This window comes from Thermodesulfovibrio sp. TK110 (assembly GCF_054658355.1).
Genome location: NZ_BAAHNB010000001.1, coordinates 1,311,332 through 1,327,509, shown reverse-complemented (window position 1 = coordinate 1,327,509; position 16,178 = coordinate 1,311,332). Strand labels below are relative to the sequence as shown.

The window sequence follows — 16,178 nt, the reverse complement described above, 5'->3', positions numbered from 1 at the left end:
TTTAACCTATGTAAAAGTAAGATGGATTTTTGGGTAAGACTGCTCTTCCAAGTGTATGTACTATGCAGTGTCCATCAATCCTGAATATATGAACTCTGTCTTCATATGGATTTATTAATCTTTTAAGTTTACTTATAATGAATCTAACCTCTTCAGGCAGTAAGAAACATTCATAAACAGATCGTTGACCACCAGTACTATAACCTTTCAAGAAATATCTTACCTGTGCCAGCCTTCGCTCATCAGTTATATCATAGGCTATTATAAAAAGAACCCTCATAATTAATTTTAAAAGCTGCACTGGGAAAATTTGTTTGAAAACAATATTTCAGCAATATTTCTTTTTCGGATTTAATTTTGTAAGACTGTGGAAAAACTCACAAGTTATTGAAATAGGCTGCTATCAACTATTTCATACTTGCCCAATCCAAAGCTTGTTCCTTTGCCTACATGAAGAATTTCACCAGCTTTAACAAAGGGCATAAAGGGAATGATCTCTCCTTCATAGGTAATCTCACCAATGACTCCACCAAGTTTCATTCTTGTATTTTGCCTTGATGAGTATCTTTCCCAATCATACCAGCGGGTATTGTCGTTTAAAATTTTTACTTTTTTTGCTTTTTCAATAAGTGATTTTACATCAAGTTGAGGTGGCTGCTTTCCACAGTGAAAGTAATAAAGTAGAGTAAGTCTTCTTATAAGTGAACGAATAAGAATGTGAAAATCAAGTCTCTGTACAAGTGTTCGCTCATACTTTATTCTGATAGGAGTAAGGATATTTAAAGATAACTTTGTAAAACTTCTTTTAGACATTTCTTGAGGTTGCAGCGATATTGTTTTCTCATTGGTTGATAAAATTTTTGAAATGCTGAATTTACCCATATTTTTGCCAATGCCTAAGTTGCCGAGTTCTTTAAATGTAAAAGCAAAATATGGAGCATACTGTATGGCATTTCCAATGAGTATTACCCTGAAGTTAAGCTCTTCTTCTGTCTGAAATATTTTTTTTCTATTTAATGGAGGTTCAAAAACAAAAGGATGAGGAACTTTCTCGTATTTATGCATGTTAAAAAAATCAGCTGTTCCATCAGATACGGTTTCAAATACATAGGCATAGATGCATTTTGCCTTGAGAGGACATTCTACGCAGTTATATCTTTTAAGAACGCATGTAATCTGTCTGAACACATTCCCAAAGCCTCCTCTGAAAGCAGAGCCTTTGAAATCTGGTAGTTTTATCTCAGTTTCAGCTTTTATGGTAAAATCAAGAACTTTATAGTTTATCTGCATTTACAACCTCAAGCATAACCCACCCAAATGGTATTGTTTGACTGAGATTTGTTGGTCTTTTATCAGCACTGGCAAGCCAGATAGTGGTTGCTTTTGAACTGTATTCCCAACCTTTTGCAGTTCTTATTCTAATCTTTCTTACGTTTTCTATTGTAACAGCCTCTGCACCAGAGTGTTTCCCTATACGAATTATAAAGTATCTGGTTTTAAGTGCTTCTTTAAATTGCGTTAAAGTAGGCATTCTAAAGCCTTTATCCTTTCGCAAATCAATTTCACGGTTAAATATACCAGCATAATGAGCATGCACTTTAAGAAGGAGATTATGAAACTCAAGAGGCTCTCTTATGCCAGAGTTCTCTACTGGGCTGTCTAATCTTACAGTGCCTCTGAAAATACTTCCCTCTGGGATAACTTCCAGAGGAATTGAAAGTGTTGAACGAATGTTGTTTCTAAGCTTATTTACATTTATCTGATAGATAATCTCTGTCTTGACATCATTTACAGGTTCAAAATCTGAAATTTTCAAAAGCCTGAAAGGATCTGTGGACATTTTCCCTTTAAGAAGTTTTTCTTCCAGTTCTTCCGGTTTTTTGGGATCAGCAGTTTCTCTGAAATTGTCTTTGTCCTGGGATTCTTTAAGTAATCCTTCAAGATAACCAGTTCTCAGAGAACCCTTTAAAGAACTTCCAGGAATTAGAGGGGTTTGTGTATGGGGATTGTAAAAAGTTCTTGGAATATCAAATTCATTGAAATTCCTTAAAATCTCTCTTTCATCTCTTAATTGTTTTACCTCTCTGTATCTTTCAGCTAATTGCTTTGGAACTGGAATAACTCTGCCCTTTATTTTTCCTTTACAATTTGTATAAAATCTGTATAATTCAATAAGAGCTGTAGCTGAAGGCTTTTCAGATATCTTTTTTAGTTCCTGCGATTCTTTATCATTAAGGCTTTCTATGAATTGCCATAGATTAAAGTGAATCATCGTGCTGGAGTCTACATCTATTACAAACTCTGTAGGTTTGTAACTTTCATCACAGCCAATATGAACGGGACTTAAAAGATGGAGTTTTACTTCATACACTTTGCACCTCCACAGGTAAAACCAATGAGTATCCCTGTGTTACTGTTTCAGGGACTGCCTTTGAAAGATTTTTCACACTCATACCAATATAAGGCTTCTGATTATATTGGCCGGGAATTATTACTGCTGCTTCATCGGCAAATATAACAGGATTTTTGAATGGATTTTTTGACTTTGCAAAAATACTACCATGTCTTCCAAACCGTATAAAAGGGGTAAAGTAAATATCTTTTATTTGTTCTTTTTTAGGGACTGAAGGAGAAAGGGTATACAGGGCATTGCAGTTATTAGAAGTTTTTGAAAGCTGTATTTCTCTTACATCTCCTACTTCAAATTTGCCATATCCAACAGTTGCATCTTTACCATATCCATATTTTCCAACTCTTGACAGAGCTTCTTTGAAGGAATCAATATTTATATCTTCTCTTATTCCTGCAAATATTGCAAGTTCACAGGTGAAATAAATTTTGTCAATTGTATATGGAGTAAATGGAGGTTCGCCTGTTGTTCCACTGATTCTATTTATTGTGCATCTTGTCTGAGTATCTTCTTCAATGAAGTTTATTTTTTCATAGTTAATCTCATTAAGTGGCTTAAGAGGTATTTCAAAGGCAAAGTAGTTTCTGCTTTTTAATTCCTTTCTTTTTTGTACAAATTCTTCCTCTGCAATTTTAAAAAGCCTATACAAAGGCAATGACGGACGTTTTAGATAGATTTTTTCGTCAATAACAGGGAATGCAGAGGAGACAATTATAAATGGATTTTCGTCATAGTCTTTGAGAAGCTCCTCAAGAGATTTCCCAAAAAGTTGAGGATCATAAAGAGCCTGCCAGCATAGATGTCCAAAGAGACTGTCTCCTTTAATCAAACTTCCAAAACCAGTGAGAGGTTTTATCTTAAAAATGTAAGTTTTCAAAGTTACCCCCAGAGCTTTAAAGAGTTGATTTTTTCTCTTAATTGTTTATCGTCAAACTGAAACTCAATTTTTCCATATCCACGACTTCCTGAACCTCCAATGGAGTCCATCTCAAGAAGTTTGAGTCCAGTAAGCAAATACTGCTCAAAAAGCTTTTCATCTTCATCGTCAAGAATTTTGAAATAAACCTCAAAATCAAATCTCGTACCCGCTGGAACTCTTTCAATAAATCTTGGATGCTCTGCTGTTCCTGTAATGCGATTTATTCTGTTTTCTGATTTAACTTCTATGTAACTGTACTGTTTCTCCTCAGCTTCTTTTTTAAAGTCTTCGCTTAGGCTACAGTCACTGAAAGAGACTCTGGTTGGTCCAAGCTCTACAAGTAATTCTTCATCAGTTTCTCCTGCACCTGAACCAAATACTTTGAGTATGTTTTTTATGTGCTCCTTAACATCGCTATCTACTTTCTTATAAAGTTCGCAGGTGGCAAGACCACCTGATTTTTTAAAATCCTCAGACTTTGCTGATTCTGCAACAATCCCGTAGTAGTATTCAAGAAGACTTCTCATTTTGCCTTTTAATGATGAGCCAGGAATATAGGGCTCATGTGTATGGGGGTGTTTTATCACTGGATTGTCTGTGCCACCTATTTGCATTTCCATGTTGCCAGAACCAATATGCAGTCCTGTTTTAAGAATTATTTTGCCTTTTATTGTTTTAATCTCTCTGAGCTTCATTGAACTCCTCCTTTCATCATTTCATCGTAGTATTTGTAAAAACCCATGAATGCTTCAAAAAATTTTACAAAAACATCAAAGTCTTTTTTGTTATTAATCTGACTTAAGCTTTTTTGTATAAACTCCCTGAAATCCTTTGTGATGAGTCTTCTACCTTCAGCATAATAAGCTTTGGCATTGAGAATTTTAATGTAAGGAAGCATTTTCTGGAATTCTTCCTCGCTTTTTACTCTTCCATGAAATAATAAAACTTCATCATAAAACTTTCTTAGCTGAGAAATTTTGTTTCTGTCTCTGTTGTTTTTACCCGAAGTTTTAATTTGCTCCGCCCATTTATTCGCTACTTCTGAGAATAGTTCTGGATTAACAATGCCTTTAGCTTCATCTTTCCAGAATTTGATTTCTGGTAATTTGCTGTTCATGCTTTCCTCCTCATGTAAATTGTTTGCCATAAAGGAATCCTGAAAGATTCCCTGTATGTTTCTATCCAGCTTACGAGTTTTGATAAGATTTTCTCTGCAGTTTTAATTCTCTCCTCTTTGTTTGTTCCCTTTGCAATGTTTCTTATGGCAAAGTAATGAAGTTTAGCTCTCCATGTAAGAGGATTAAGTCTTTCATGGAGTAATTGTCTTTTTAATATCTCTTTTTCCTCTTCTGCAAGCTCTCTAAGCTCATTCAATTTATATAGAAATGAACTGGTTATGATCTCTTCATTAAGCCAGCTTTCCAATTCTTTTCTAATTTCTTCCAATTCTTCTATACTGCTCCATTCAATAGGACAACCAAATATTGTTATTCGGTTTTTTCCTCTAATTTTGGCGTTTTCCAATGCTTTCTCTGAAGCCTCAGCCATTCTAAGCACAGGTGTATCAGGTTGAGTGATATACACTCCTGCTGAGAGAGTAATTTCACTGTTGTTACAGCAATATTTGTAAAAATCCTCTGAAAGTTTCCTTGAAAATTTAATTATTTCATTCCATGGAGCAATGAGAAAGAGGTCGTCTCCTCCTGCAAAAATTGTATAAATGTTTTTAAATTCTGTTTTACAGATGTATGATAGATAAAGTGTAAAAAATAGGTTAAGCTGTCGTGAAAGTGTTGCATATCTTGAAAAAGTTCTCTTCTCTGGTCTTAATCCTCTTACAAATATGGTTCCAAGATTATCAACATCTGCCTTAAAAACTCCCAGAGCGTCTATTCCTGTAAATCCCTGTTCTGTTTTTTGTAGTGCAAGCCTTGCAATGTGATGAAAACTAAGAATTGTTCCTTCTTTAACAGCTTCAATGGTTTCATCTTTATCTGATTCACTATAAGTTATTTTTTCAATCTCTTTTTCATACTCTGGTGTAAATTTCGGAACATAGCTGTTTATAAGTTTAACTGAAGCAAAATTATCAAGAATATTTTCATTTTTCCACAGAGAATTAATGTTCCAGTAATGAATTATTTTGTCTTGTTTTACAAGTTCTGAGAGTTTTCCTGTGACAAAACTTACCTGATATTTATCAAAAACTGGCATTCTGAGTTTTTCATGAAGTTCTGCATCAGCTGTTGCTACAACAAGAAGGTCTTTTTTAACGAGATTCTCTCCTATTTTTATATGGTCGTAACAAATATCACAAAGGTAGTCTTCTTTCATTTGATTCTCAAGCTTTGCTGCTCTCCGATTGCAAAGGGGACATACTCCAGCATGGGAAAATGTATCAAGATATCCTGCAGTAGATTTAGTGCCTCCATATTGATTAAGATCTATTTTCCTGAATTTTCTTTCCTCAGAAGCTCTTCCTATAGCTCTTAAAAGTCTGCTAAGACTGTCTCCGCTGCAAATAAAGTCATCTGGTGATGCTTCAATCCAGCTGAAACCAATGCTTACCTCTCCATAAAAGTTTTTTACAAGCCAGTTATTTATCTCATCTTCTGCATTTTTAATTTCATTAATGTGTTTTTCGGTGTTGGGAGCTAAAATTTTGAATTTTCCTGCTGCATTTGTAACAACGGATGTAAAAGGTAAGTTGAGTTTGTCAAGGATAATATCTGCAGAAAGCTCACTTAATAGGGATACATAAAAAGATCTTCCTCTAAGTAGTTTTGCTGCATGTTTAGCAGTAGAGCCACCTTCTGAAAATATAAAATCCTGAATTCCATAGAAATTTCCCTCAATCAAAAGAAATTTCTTTGTATCTCTTGCCTGTATTGAGTTTTTATCCATTGAATTTGTTGACAGATGATAAAGATACAGAGCAACTGCTATAGCAGAAGTAAGTCTTCCATGATCATAAAGAGAGATGTCTGAGATAATCTCTTCAAACCTGCCATAAGCCTCTTTTAGTGTGGCTGAAGGGATTAATGTGGTGAAAACAAAAAGTGCAGAGTCAAGATGTTCCATCCAGAGTCTGGGAGAATCTTTATGAGGGAGATTTTTAAAAACTCTAACAAATTTCTGATATAACTCAGAATAAATTTGCTCTGTAGAACTCTGCTTTTCTATTGGAAAAATGTTTATGGGAGAAATTTCTTTTACAGGATAGGAAAAACGAAATTCTTCAGGTTTATTTTCTTTCCAGTTTTCACTGATAGAAATGTCCTCAAATATTGAGAGTAAAGGAATTTCCTTTGCTTTTCTCAGGCTTTCTTCCTTTTCTTCAAACTCTCTCCTTTCAATGCCACTGCTTATGCGGTCAGCTTCCTGAATTATTAGTTGTAGAGCAGAATCGGGTCTATGATGTTTTGCAGATAAATTGATTATTGAATCTTCTGGAGAGGAATGTTCTATAAATTGGCGAGGAAAGTATTTGTTCATTTCATCAATAAAGTAAGCTGTATAGAGAGCATGCTTGTGAGTATAGCGCGAGTGAGTTTTTGGTTGATATATTGCCTGATTATTATTTATATATTCCCGGGGAATATCCAATCCTGCTCTTTCCATGAATTTTCCAATGTCATGAAGTAAGCCTGCTAATGCGATTTTTAAGGTTTTAGTATCCATGGTTCTGGTCTCCTTTATCGCACCCACCACGAGGGGTATTTAAAATTCAAGCTTCAAAGTTTAAATTTATTATATCTTAAATTTTTTCAATCTTTTTAAAAACAATATTGCTGCAATATTTCATTTGATGATTTTTATTTTTCTTTTGTCAACAGCAATACCATAAGTTGTTGCACCATATCGTCTGACAGAGTTAATTTTGCACTGCATTGCTTTATCATTTAAAGCCTGAAAAATTGCATTATTTATTTTGCTTATGTAACTTCTTATAGTGTATGGACTTATTTTTCTTCTAATTTTTTCCTCTATTTCTTCTTCTGAAACTGCTAAAGGTTTATAAGCTACTGAATAAAACTGAGCAAATCTTTTTACCAGAGGCTCCTCTGTAATCTGACTAAGAGATACATAGCAGTCAGTACAATTACCACAAACTCTCTCTCTGGTGCATGAGAGTTTTTGTTGTAAAAATATGGCATACAGAGCAATTAAAGCTGGATTCATGTTAAAACAAACTTCTGCAATCTCTATCTTTCGCTCTTTTATATAAAGGATTATTTCAGGCTGGGACACTACAAGATTAATTTCTGATTGAGTTTCTTTTATGAGTTCTTTAAAGCTTTCTCCATGAATCTGAATTTTTCCTGAAAGCCTTACAAAAGGAAGTTCCATAAGCTCAATTTTTGCATTCTCTGTGCTTATTTCTTTTACCGTTCCATCAGGAAGCCTGCAGTTTATAAATTTTTCTTTTTTCGGTTTATAGAAAAACTCAGGATTTGATTCAAACTCTGGAGAGACAAGCACATGATAAAGCCTGTCCTGCTGGCGTCCAAAGAGCTCCATAGCAGATCCAAGATAAAAACTCATTGTTTTTCTTCCTCCTGTAAGACAGCAATGAAGCCTTATAGAACTGTCATTTGTGAGCTCTTTTATTAAAGATATGATTGTATCTGCCGTTGCTTCACTCTGCGAAGAATCTCTTATGTCGTCAATTTCATTATTATTTTTATCCTTTATTACAATGATCTGCGAAGGCTTGATCTCAATATAAGGAAGATTGTATTCCACAAGAAACTGTTTTAAAATCTCTTTTTTAATCAACGCATTCTCTATCTGTTTTTTGCCGATGGATGTTGTTATTATGAATATTTCATCAATATAAACTGGAGGCTCTTTATTGGCAAGAGCATAAAGAGTCTCAGTAATAATCTGCGGAGTTCCGCCTATGACACAAACGAGGACTTCTTTATATCTACTCATTGCTCTGAAAATTTATTTATTAAAAACATAGATGAGGTTGAAAAGTCAAGAGATTTTGCAGGATTTTATAATAAGTTCAGGTTTTTCTATAAATGTAAATCATTAAAAAAATAGCACCTGCAATGCTTAATCCCATGCCAGCTATTGCCTGATTCATAACTCTTTCTACTGATACCTCTGAAGGGACTGAAAATAAAAGAAAGTAACCAATTAAAATAAGAATAATGGCTGCAAGAAGCATAATATTAAAAAAAGATAGTCTTTATAAGTTTTATCTCTCTTATTTCAGCATGAAGAAGATCAAGTTCCCTGAAAACAAAAGTAAAAGGATCAGCACGATAAATAATTTCTTCTGGTTTTTCTTTTACCTCTGGCATAATCTATACTACTATGCTATTAAGCTTAAGTCAATATTGTTTCTCATTCGGGTTATTTTTAAAATTTTTGAATATCTCCTTAAATGCCTCAACTAAAATAATCTTGCGCAGATTTTTAAGTTCCTCATTATCAGGATACAGCTTGAGTCCTTCTTCAGTTGATTTTACTGCTTCATTTAAGTATTCAAGCCTATCAAAATGTTTACCAAGATTAAATAAAACAAGGGCATCATACTGAAAAACCTGAGGTATGGGAATTCTTCTTTTTTCAGCCTCTGACCAATCTAAAAAATCAAGCAAAAATTTTTTGTTTTTATCAATATCCTTCAATGCATTCTCAGCACTGTAAAACATATACATTGGCATAGCCCAGTTTCTCAGATAAATATTTTCTTTTGCAGCAGTGAGGTTTTTAATGGAAGCCTGTTTTCCTTCAGTGTAATCTATGTACCATATAACAAGCTGATTATAGGCAATAAAGGTTTTCACTATAAAAACCGAAAATAGAATAAATAAGAGTGAAACTATTGCCATTAGAAAAACTTTTAAAGGCTTTTTGATTCTGAATTCAGTTTTCTTTAAAAAGTGAGATGTTGCAATTGCTCCAATAAGAATAAAGGCAAACCAGTGAGCAACTGAAAGATGAAGAGGATACTCAAGCATCATATGAATTGAAAAAGGTGCAAGCAAAGAGAGATAAACTCCTGCTTTTTTTCCCATTTTACTCAGGAATTTCAATAACCCGTATAAAAAAATTAAAAATCCTCCAATTCCCATAATTCCGCTTTCAGCTATTATCAAAGAAAGCTCATTGTGAGGATGATGGGTATACTGATTTCCAGTTGCTTTATAATACTGAGGATGCAGTTTTTTAACCTTTGCTTGATAATACATGTAAAGACTACCGAAGTTGGAAAATCCATGCCCAGTGATCGGTTTTTCCTTAAACATCTCAAATGATGTTTCATACATGAGAATTCTTTCCTTATAAGAGATCTGCTCAGGATCAGAAAACCACTTTATTTTTTTCAATGCAAGTTTTTCTATACCAAGCTGGTCTTGAATAGAAAGAAGGAAAAATCCTGTTGAAAACCCTGCAATGAAAATCATCAGCCAGACAAAAACGCTCTTTTTTATTGCTCTGTAATTTTTCCATCTAAATATAAACATTAAAGTTATTGCAGATGTGACACCAAGAAGTCCTGTTCTTGATTGAGCAATGATGAGGCTTACTGATAAAATAAAGACTCCTGAAAGAAATAATATTTTTTTAAATTTTGAAAAGCCTCTAAACCATGCTGTTGAAATAAGGTAAAGACTTATAATAAGCCCTGTTGCTATCCATGATGCAAAAAGATTCTTTTGTTGAAATACTCCTCCAACCATTCCTACCTCAGGTGATGGAGTAACAGGAATGTATCTGTAAACTCCAAAAAACTGAATTATTCCTATAATGGATTCAATTAAAGCAGATAAAAATATCAAAAAAATAATAAAAAGCTTCTGCTTTCCTGAGATTTCATATTGAAGCATAGCGAACCAGAGAATAAACCCGCCAAAAAGCCATGCTGAGCTTATTAGAAAATAATCAAGATTTCTTATTGGATTGAAAACTATGCTACCAATCCATAAAGCAATAAAAAGAAGAATGTATATTTTTAGCGGAGACTCTTTTAGAGCTTTTCTCTCAATTGCCTTAAGTGCTGCAATAAAAACAATTGCTCCTGAAAAGAACCAAATGCCTTGCTCAACCTGCTTTGCAATAACTCCTCCAATATTTGGAAGAAATATATGCATCATAAATAGAAAAATAAAGCTCAGAATAAAAAGCAGGATTTTTTCAGGTGAAAGCTTATTTAAAAGCATTTTATAAAAGGTTAGGGGCACCCCAAAAAGTCGTAGACTTTTTTGGGATGCCCGTGAGGCATTAAGCCTCCCTCTGCTGTTTACGGTTTTCTATCAAAGTAGTAAACAAGTGCTTTAGTTGTAGAAGTCCAGTCAGTATTAGGAGTGTTTTGTATACCGCTGGGTGCCATTATCCAGGTACCTGAAGTAAAATCAGCACTTGTTGCACCTCTTACTACGCCAGAACCAGCATCAGTTGTTCCATCAATTGCTGCATCAAAGGATTTAAAGAATTCTAACTCATCATATGTAATGCTGTCGTTGCAATTACCACCAGTGCCTACTGGACATATTACAAGAACATTTCTCTTAGGAGTACCATCATTTCCTAAACCAACATAAAAGCTGAAGCCTCCAAGAGTTACTGGATTATCACTATCACTGAGCAATTTTGAGTTTGTAACAAGGTCTGCATAGACATTAGGTGTTCCTGAGCCATCATTTATGACTCCATTTCTGTCTGGATCTCCAGGGAATCTTCCATTTCTGTCAAAAAATGTCCATGTTGCAACTTCAAATTTTCTACCAGCATCATTGATAAACTTCTTATGTCTTGCATTCTGAATCAGCTCCTGACCTTTTAGCACAGCACCGAGAATGATTCCAATGATTACAAGAACAATTGCTAATTCAATAAGGGTAAAACCTCTGTTACTTTTTAAATGCTTCATAACCTGACCTCCTTTGTTTTTTTAATTTTCATAATGCAAACTAAATGCCACATCAAGTTCTGTAGGGATTGATACCATTTCCCCTACTTCCGATTCAAGGTTTTCGGAAAAACAGTAAAAATAAAGTTACATACAGAGGAGGCCGGTTGCGTCACTCGGAATCTGTCATAACTACCATGACGCCCATGTTGGCAGTTATGACATCGGGCACCCCAAAAAGTCCATGACTTTTTGGGACCCCTCCTTCCTCCAGAAATTTCTCTCTCACCTCCTTTCTACAATAAGTTTAGTTTCCTTAAAATATCTGATAGGGGCACCCCAAAAAGTCCATGACTTTTTTGGGACCAGCAGCTCCTTTTTTTTTCTTTGAATACTCCCTTAATGCAGTAATCCAGTCTCCTATCCTGTATTTTGCCTCAATCTCTTTCATTGCTTCTTCTTTTGCTTTCTCTTTAAAAGTTTTTCTATCCCATAAAAGTAATCCAACAAATACTCCGCAAAGTCCTCCAAATACTCCAAGCATTCCTATCATAATATTCTGAATGAACTCAAGACGTTTGTCAATCTGTTCAAATCTTTTGTCAACAGATTCTTTGAACTCCTTTAAAGTTGTCTCAATCCTTATCAGCCTTTCTTTGTCTTCCTGAGTGAAAGATTTGTCCTCAGCATAAATAAGTGAAGTTGCTACCAGAACAGCTAAAACTATGACTAAGATTCTGGTCAGTCTGCCAAACATTTGAAAATTCTCCTATAGTAAACCAGTATTTTTTAGCACTTCTTCAACTTTCTTATCAATTTTCGCAAGCTCCCTGAGTGTTCTTTCAATTCTGTCCTGCCTTTCTTCAAGCTCCTTATTCTTTCTCAATGCAGGCTGAAGTGCTGTTCTACACGGGTCCCCAAAAAGTTGCAAACTTTTTGGGGTGCCCCCACGATCCCATAAAACAAAGCCAACAACACCAATTGTTTGAGCAAATACAGCACCAATTAAAACATACATAAGATTTTTTAAATCGTCAATTCTTTTATCAAGAGAGTCAATTCTCTGATTTACAGCCTTAAGTCCTTCTTCAAGCCTTATCAGTCTTTCTTTGTCTTCCTGAGAAAAATCCTTTGCAAAAACTGCTGAGCCAGTAAAAATCAGAAAAATTAATAAAATTGTCATGACTGCTTCAACTCTGGAGATTTTTTCTTTCATGTTTCAATTTTAATAAAAAATCAACTAAGTTGGCAATAAATTTTTCATTGATTTTTAAAGATATTTCAAGATAGCACAGGTTGGGTTTTAAAGTTTTATCTTTTATTTTTACGAAATCCTTTTTTGTTGTGATAAGGAGTTCTGCATCTTTAGAGAGTTTTTCAATTTTTTTTATGGTTTTTTCAGTGTATCTCTTATGGTCAATAAATTTTTTCTGCCCGATAATTTTAAGATTAAGCTTTCTAAGACAGTCTATGAAGCTTTGAAAATTGCCAATCCCTGCAAAGGCAAAAGCTTTTTTACCATATGGTTCAATGTATTGTCCCTCGCTGTCTTTTATCCCTTCAATTTTTAATGGTGTAAAATATATTTCTTTAACTTCATATGCCTTAAGTATCTCTTTCAATTTTTCATTTTCCTTTTTTGTTATAAATATAATGTCTGCTTCAGTGATTTCACTTAAAGGAGATCTTAAAGGTCCAAATGGGATAAAACAGCAGTTGCCAAAACCTTTATATCCATCAATGAGTAAGATATTTAAATCTCTGTAAAGCCTCCAGTGCTGAAATCCATCATCAAGAATAAATACTACTTTTTCATGCTCATTAAGTCTGAGTTTTTCAATGGCATATAATCCAGCAGTGTATCTGTCAGCACCTTTTACTACTTTAAGCCCTTCCATAGCCATCATCACTGGCTCATCTCCAGTATGTTCTGCATTCATATGTTCAGAGACAATTACAGGTCCTTTAAGGCTTCCTTTGTATCCACGGGTAAGAATAACAGGCTCATAGCCTGCTTTTTTTAATTCCTTTGAAAGGGCAATTGTAAAAGGAGTTTTTCCTGTTCCTCCAACTGTCAGATTTCCCACACTGATTACAGGAAATGGAAGCTTTTTCTGACACTCTAAGGCTTTCTTTTTTTTAAGAAGGTAAAAAAATAGATATAATCTTTCAAAAATATTCATCTTTCCAGAAAACGCCATTTATGAGTTTAAGGACAGGCTGAGTTTCGTAAAATTCAATTATATTTACACAGGCAAAATCCTGCTCAATTCTAAATATGTTTTCAAGTGGCATTCCTAAGAGATTGCATAAAATTACTCTGTTTATTCCTCCATGGGCTGTGATAAAAATCTGGCTGTTTTTATGATTTTTAATAATTTTTTTCAATGCCTCAGTAGCTCTCTTGCTTACTTCTATGGTGGATTCACCTTCTGGAGGTGAAAACTCTGCTGGGTTGAGCCTCCATCTTTCAAAATCATCGGGATAAAGGGATATAATCTCATTTATACTTAAACCTTCCCATTTTCCAAAGCTTCTTTCTTTTAAAATCTCCTCTGGTTTTAGTTTCAATGAAAGAGTTTTGCTTAAGATTTCTGCTGATGCAATGGATCTTTTAAGGGGAGATGAATAAATGATTTCAGGCTTTAGACTGTATTTTTTTACATACTCTTTTAAAAAAATGGCAGTTTTTTCAATCTGAGCCTCTCCTTCCTTGCTTAAAGGAACATCAATATGACCTTTATAGACTTTTTTTGCTCCTTCTGTCTGTCCATGTCTCAGAAGATAAATAACAACTGTTGGTTCCATCAGTATTCAATTCCCCTTCTTGCTTTTATTCCTCTGTCAAAGTAGTGTTTAATTTTTTTCATCTCTGTAACAAGGTCTGCCTTTTCAATGAGCCATTCTGGCGCATTTCTTCCTGTAATTATAAGCTCTGCATCTTGGGCAAGGTCAATTAGCTTTTGTGCCTGCTCCTTTGATATTAAACCTGTGTTTAATGCCACAGAAAGTTCATCAAGAACAATCAAGTCATAGTGGTCTCTTTTAATAAGAGTTTCAATGTCTTTAATGCATTCAACTGCAAAATCTATCTGAGATGGCTTAGGCTTTTCATAAACAAAGCCAGTGCTACAGCGGTAAACTTTAATCAAATCTGGAAATTTCTGAAATACTTCAATCTCACCAGTGTGGGCACCTTTCATAAACTGGACAAACAACACTTTAAAACCATTTCCAATTGCCCTTACTGTAGCTCCCACTGCTGCTGTTGTTTTACCTTTTCCATCACCTGTATAAAGATGTATCATTAACTGACTCCTAAGATTTTTGTCAATCCCTTTTTAATGAGGCTTACAGCAATGGCACTCAGAAGTAAAGCCATTACTTTGGCAAAGGCTTTTATTCCATGAATTCCCATTACCTTTATCACAAAATCTGCTTTTTCAAGCATTATCAATGCAATTAAAAGATTAAGAGAAAGGGAAAAAATCACCACTGGATATCCGTAACTTCCTGAAAGAATAATTAAAGTTGTAAGGGTTGCAGGACCTGCAAGTAGAGGGGTTCCAATGGGAACGACTCCAAGAGTTTCACTAATTGAAAGCTCTTTTTTTACTGTGAGAATATCTGAGATTGAAAGTATTAAAAGCAGAATTCCTCCAGCAATCATGAAGTCTTCAAGCTTTATTCCAAGCAAAGAAAATATAAAATTTCCAAGAAAAAGGAAAGAGATTGCCACAAGAAAGGCTGTAATTACTGACTGCCTTGCAATTTGTTTTCTTTGAGCATCAGGGACTCCTTCAACAAGAGAAATATAAAGAGGCAAAATTCCAGGAGCATCAATTGCCACAAAAAGAGGTATAAAAGTGAGTAAAAATGTTTTTATTATTTCCACTTATTCTTTTTCTTCTTTTTCCTTTTGTTTTTCTTCCTCTTCAGTTTTCACTGTTACATCTTTTACAAAGTCAGGACATCTCTGCCCTGCTTTAAGGGAAAACTGCTTCTGGCATGTTGCTCTCCATGCACAGATAATACACATTGGTTTTTGCTCTGCCATTGCTACCTCCTAAAGTTTTATTACTTTTTAGCAATTTCAACTACTTTTCTTGTTTCTTGCACCTTCTATAGCTTTTAATGCATCAGCCCGAGTATACTCTTCAGAAGGGATAAAATCTATATCGCCATAAAAAGATAGCTCTCTTTCTTTTCTTAACCACTTTGATATTTCAGCTATTTCTAGTAGGCTCTGATGAATCTCCTCAGGAAATTTTTCTATGTGCTCAAGAATTATTCCTCCCACATCATGCCACTTTGGTGGATCAATGCCTACCTGTCTTAACATTGCCTTTTGTGCAAGTTCAACAACCTCCTGTGCTTCCCTTATGACATCAGAGTAATCCTCTTTTTGTAAAAAGATCTCTAATACATCTAACCTCGTTATAGCTTTTTTCATATATTCTTTTGCAAGCTGATGAGTGGTCATAATTCAATTATCTCTCCAAATTTGTAATCAGGCTTTAATTCCCAATAATACCCACCTTTGCTGTAGATTTTCCTTGCACCAAGATTTTTTAATTTTATCTTTAGTGTTTCCAGATATTTTTTAAAAAAATCATCTCTGTCAAACAAAATTTTTACATTTTCTGTCATATCAAGAAATAGAAGGCTTCCAGTATGAACCTCCTCAGGAGTTTTAAAAACTGGAGAAAGTGTTATATAAATGCCTTCCTTGGAAAGTTTCATCATATCTTGCTCAAGTTTGCTTTCTATGTTTTTCATAAATTCTTCTACTCTTTTTACTCTGCCTTTTGGTAACTCTTTTGCTATGATTAAAATATCAATATCGCTGTCAGGTCTAAAAGTATCAGAAGCAACAGAACCGAAAATAACTATGCTGATAAGTCTATCACAGTAAAAATTCATTATTGCTTTTGAGAGCTTTTCAATAAAATTGTAATATTTTTGCCTGTATCCCATGT

Annotated in this window: 21 protein-coding genes; all 21 read right to left on the bottom strand. The window is 34.4% G+C overall.

The genetic code is table 11. The annotated features are described in order from the left end of the window. Position 1 precedes the first annotated feature (1 nt). Positions 2-280 (bottom strand): CRISPR-associated endonuclease Cas2, encoded by a 279-nt coding sequence (gene cas2 / locus ACYQ3X_RS07030; protein WP_460181096.1) that lies wholly within the window; start codon positions 278-280, stop codon positions 2-4. Positions 281-384: 104 nt separating this feature from the next. Continuing rightward, positions 385-1,290 (bottom strand): CRISPR system precrRNA processing endoribonuclease RAMP protein Cas6, encoded by a 906-nt coding sequence (cas6, locus tag ACYQ3X_RS07025; RefSeq protein WP_460181095.1) that lies wholly within the window; start codon positions 1,288-1,290, stop codon positions 385-387. Further along, complete coding sequence (csm5, locus tag ACYQ3X_RS07020) at positions 1,274-2,371, bottom strand: type III-A CRISPR-associated RAMP protein Csm5 (protein WP_460181094.1); 1,098 nt, start codon at positions 2,369-2,371, stop codon at positions 1,274-1,276. Before csm5 ends, cas6 begins: the two co-directional genes overlap by 17 nt. Then, positions 2,364-3,287: a type III-A CRISPR-associated RAMP protein Csm4 gene (gene csm4 / locus ACYQ3X_RS07015; protein ID WP_460181093.1), complete on the bottom strand. Its 924-nt coding sequence runs from the start codon at positions 3,285-3,287 to the stop codon at positions 2,364-2,366. The genes csm5 and csm4 overlap by 8 nt, the downstream gene beginning before the upstream one ends. A gap of 2 nt (positions 3,288-3,289) precedes the next feature. After that, positions 3,290-4,024, bottom strand: coding sequence for a type III-A CRISPR-associated RAMP protein Csm3 (gene csm3, locus ACYQ3X_RS07010; protein ID WP_460181092.1), 735 nt, complete (start codon positions 4,022-4,024; stop codon positions 3,290-3,292). Continuing rightward, complete coding sequence (gene csm2, locus ACYQ3X_RS07005; protein ID WP_460181091.1) at positions 4,021-4,446, bottom strand: type III-A CRISPR-associated protein Csm2; 426 nt, start codon at positions 4,444-4,446, stop codon at positions 4,021-4,023. The genes csm3 and csm2 overlap by 4 nt, the downstream gene beginning before the upstream one ends. Beyond that, complete coding sequence (gene cas10, locus ACYQ3X_RS07000) at positions 4,443-7,010, bottom strand: type III-A CRISPR-associated protein Cas10/Csm1 (protein ID WP_460181090.1); 2,568 nt, start codon at positions 7,008-7,010, stop codon at positions 4,443-4,445. Before cas10 ends, csm2 begins: the two co-directional genes overlap by 4 nt. Positions 7,011-7,130: 120 nt before the next feature. Continuing rightward, positions 7,131-8,267 carry a CRISPR-associated ring nuclease Csm6 gene (gene csm6 / locus ACYQ3X_RS06995; protein WP_460181089.1) on the bottom strand — a complete coding sequence of 379 codons (1,137 nt, stop codon included), beginning with the start codon at positions 8,265-8,267 and terminating at the stop codon, positions 7,131-7,133. Between the two features lie 76 nt (positions 8,268-8,343). Further along, positions 8,344-8,508 (bottom strand): hypothetical protein, encoded by a 165-nt coding sequence (locus ACYQ3X_RS06990; RefSeq protein WP_460181088.1) that lies wholly within the window; start codon positions 8,506-8,508, stop codon positions 8,344-8,346. A 4-nt stretch (positions 8,509-8,512) separates the two neighbouring features. Continuing rightward, the gene (locus ACYQ3X_RS06985) at positions 8,513-8,644 is read right to left on the bottom strand and encodes a hypothetical protein (protein ID WP_460181087.1); all 132 of its coding nucleotides are present in this window, start codon (positions 8,642-8,644) and stop codon (positions 8,513-8,515) included. Positions 8,645-8,674: 30 nt separating this feature from the next. Next, positions 8,675-10,444, bottom strand: a complete 1,770-nt coding sequence (locus ACYQ3X_RS06980) for a PglL family O-oligosaccharyltransferase (RefSeq protein ID WP_460181086.1) — start codon at positions 10,442-10,444, stop codon at positions 8,675-8,677. A 146-nt stretch (positions 10,445-10,590) separates the two neighbouring features. Then, the gene (locus ACYQ3X_RS06975; protein ID WP_460181085.1) at positions 10,591-11,220 is read right to left on the bottom strand and encodes a prepilin-type N-terminal cleavage/methylation domain-containing protein; all 630 of its coding nucleotides are present in this window, start codon (positions 11,218-11,220) and stop codon (positions 10,591-10,593) included. A 295-nt stretch (positions 11,221-11,515) separates the two neighbouring features. Further along, on the bottom strand, positions 11,516-11,956 hold the full coding sequence (locus tag ACYQ3X_RS06970) for a hypothetical protein (protein ID WP_460181084.1): 441 nt from the start codon (positions 11,954-11,956) through the stop codon (positions 11,516-11,518). A 12-nt stretch (positions 11,957-11,968) separates the two neighbouring features. Further along, on the bottom strand, positions 11,969-12,382 hold the full coding sequence (locus ACYQ3X_RS06965) for a hypothetical protein (protein ID WP_460181083.1): 414 nt from the start codon (positions 12,380-12,382) through the stop codon (positions 11,969-11,971). 7 nt (positions 12,383-12,389) lie between these two features. Next, positions 12,390-13,382 (bottom strand): tetraacyldisaccharide 4'-kinase, encoded by a 993-nt coding sequence (gene lpxK, locus ACYQ3X_RS06960; protein ID WP_460181082.1) that lies wholly within the window; start codon positions 13,380-13,382, stop codon positions 12,390-12,392. Beyond that, positions 13,369-14,007 (bottom strand): histidine phosphatase family protein, encoded by a 639-nt coding sequence (locus ACYQ3X_RS06955; protein ID WP_460181081.1) that lies wholly within the window; start codon positions 14,005-14,007, stop codon positions 13,369-13,371. The genes lpxK and ACYQ3X_RS06955 overlap by 14 nt, the downstream gene beginning before the upstream one ends. Then, on the bottom strand, positions 14,007-14,507 hold the full coding sequence (locus ACYQ3X_RS06950; protein WP_460181080.1) for a cob(I)yrinic acid a,c-diamide adenosyltransferase: 501 nt from the start codon (positions 14,505-14,507) through the stop codon (positions 14,007-14,009). Before ACYQ3X_RS06950 ends, ACYQ3X_RS06955 begins: the two co-directional genes overlap by 1 nt. Further along, positions 14,507-15,094 carry a MarC family protein gene (locus ACYQ3X_RS06945; protein ID WP_460181079.1) on the bottom strand — a complete coding sequence of 196 codons (588 nt, stop codon included), beginning with the start codon at positions 15,092-15,094 and terminating at the stop codon, positions 14,507-14,509. The genes ACYQ3X_RS06950 and ACYQ3X_RS06945 overlap by 1 nt, the downstream gene beginning before the upstream one ends. After that, a complete protein-coding gene (locus ACYQ3X_RS06940; protein ID WP_460181078.1) occupies positions 15,095-15,256 on the bottom strand; it encodes a hypothetical protein in 162 nt (53 codons plus the stop codon). Between the two features lie 36 nt (positions 15,257-15,292). Continuing rightward, the gene (locus ACYQ3X_RS06935; RefSeq protein WP_460181077.1) at positions 15,293-15,682 is read right to left on the bottom strand and encodes a HEPN domain-containing protein; all 390 of its coding nucleotides are present in this window, start codon (positions 15,680-15,682) and stop codon (positions 15,293-15,295) included. After that, on the bottom strand, positions 15,679-16,176 hold the full coding sequence (locus ACYQ3X_RS06930) for a nucleotidyltransferase domain-containing protein (protein ID WP_460181076.1): 498 nt from the start codon (positions 16,174-16,176) through the stop codon (positions 15,679-15,681). Before ACYQ3X_RS06930 ends, ACYQ3X_RS06935 begins: the two co-directional genes overlap by 4 nt. Positions 16,177-16,178 lie beyond the last annotated feature (2 nt).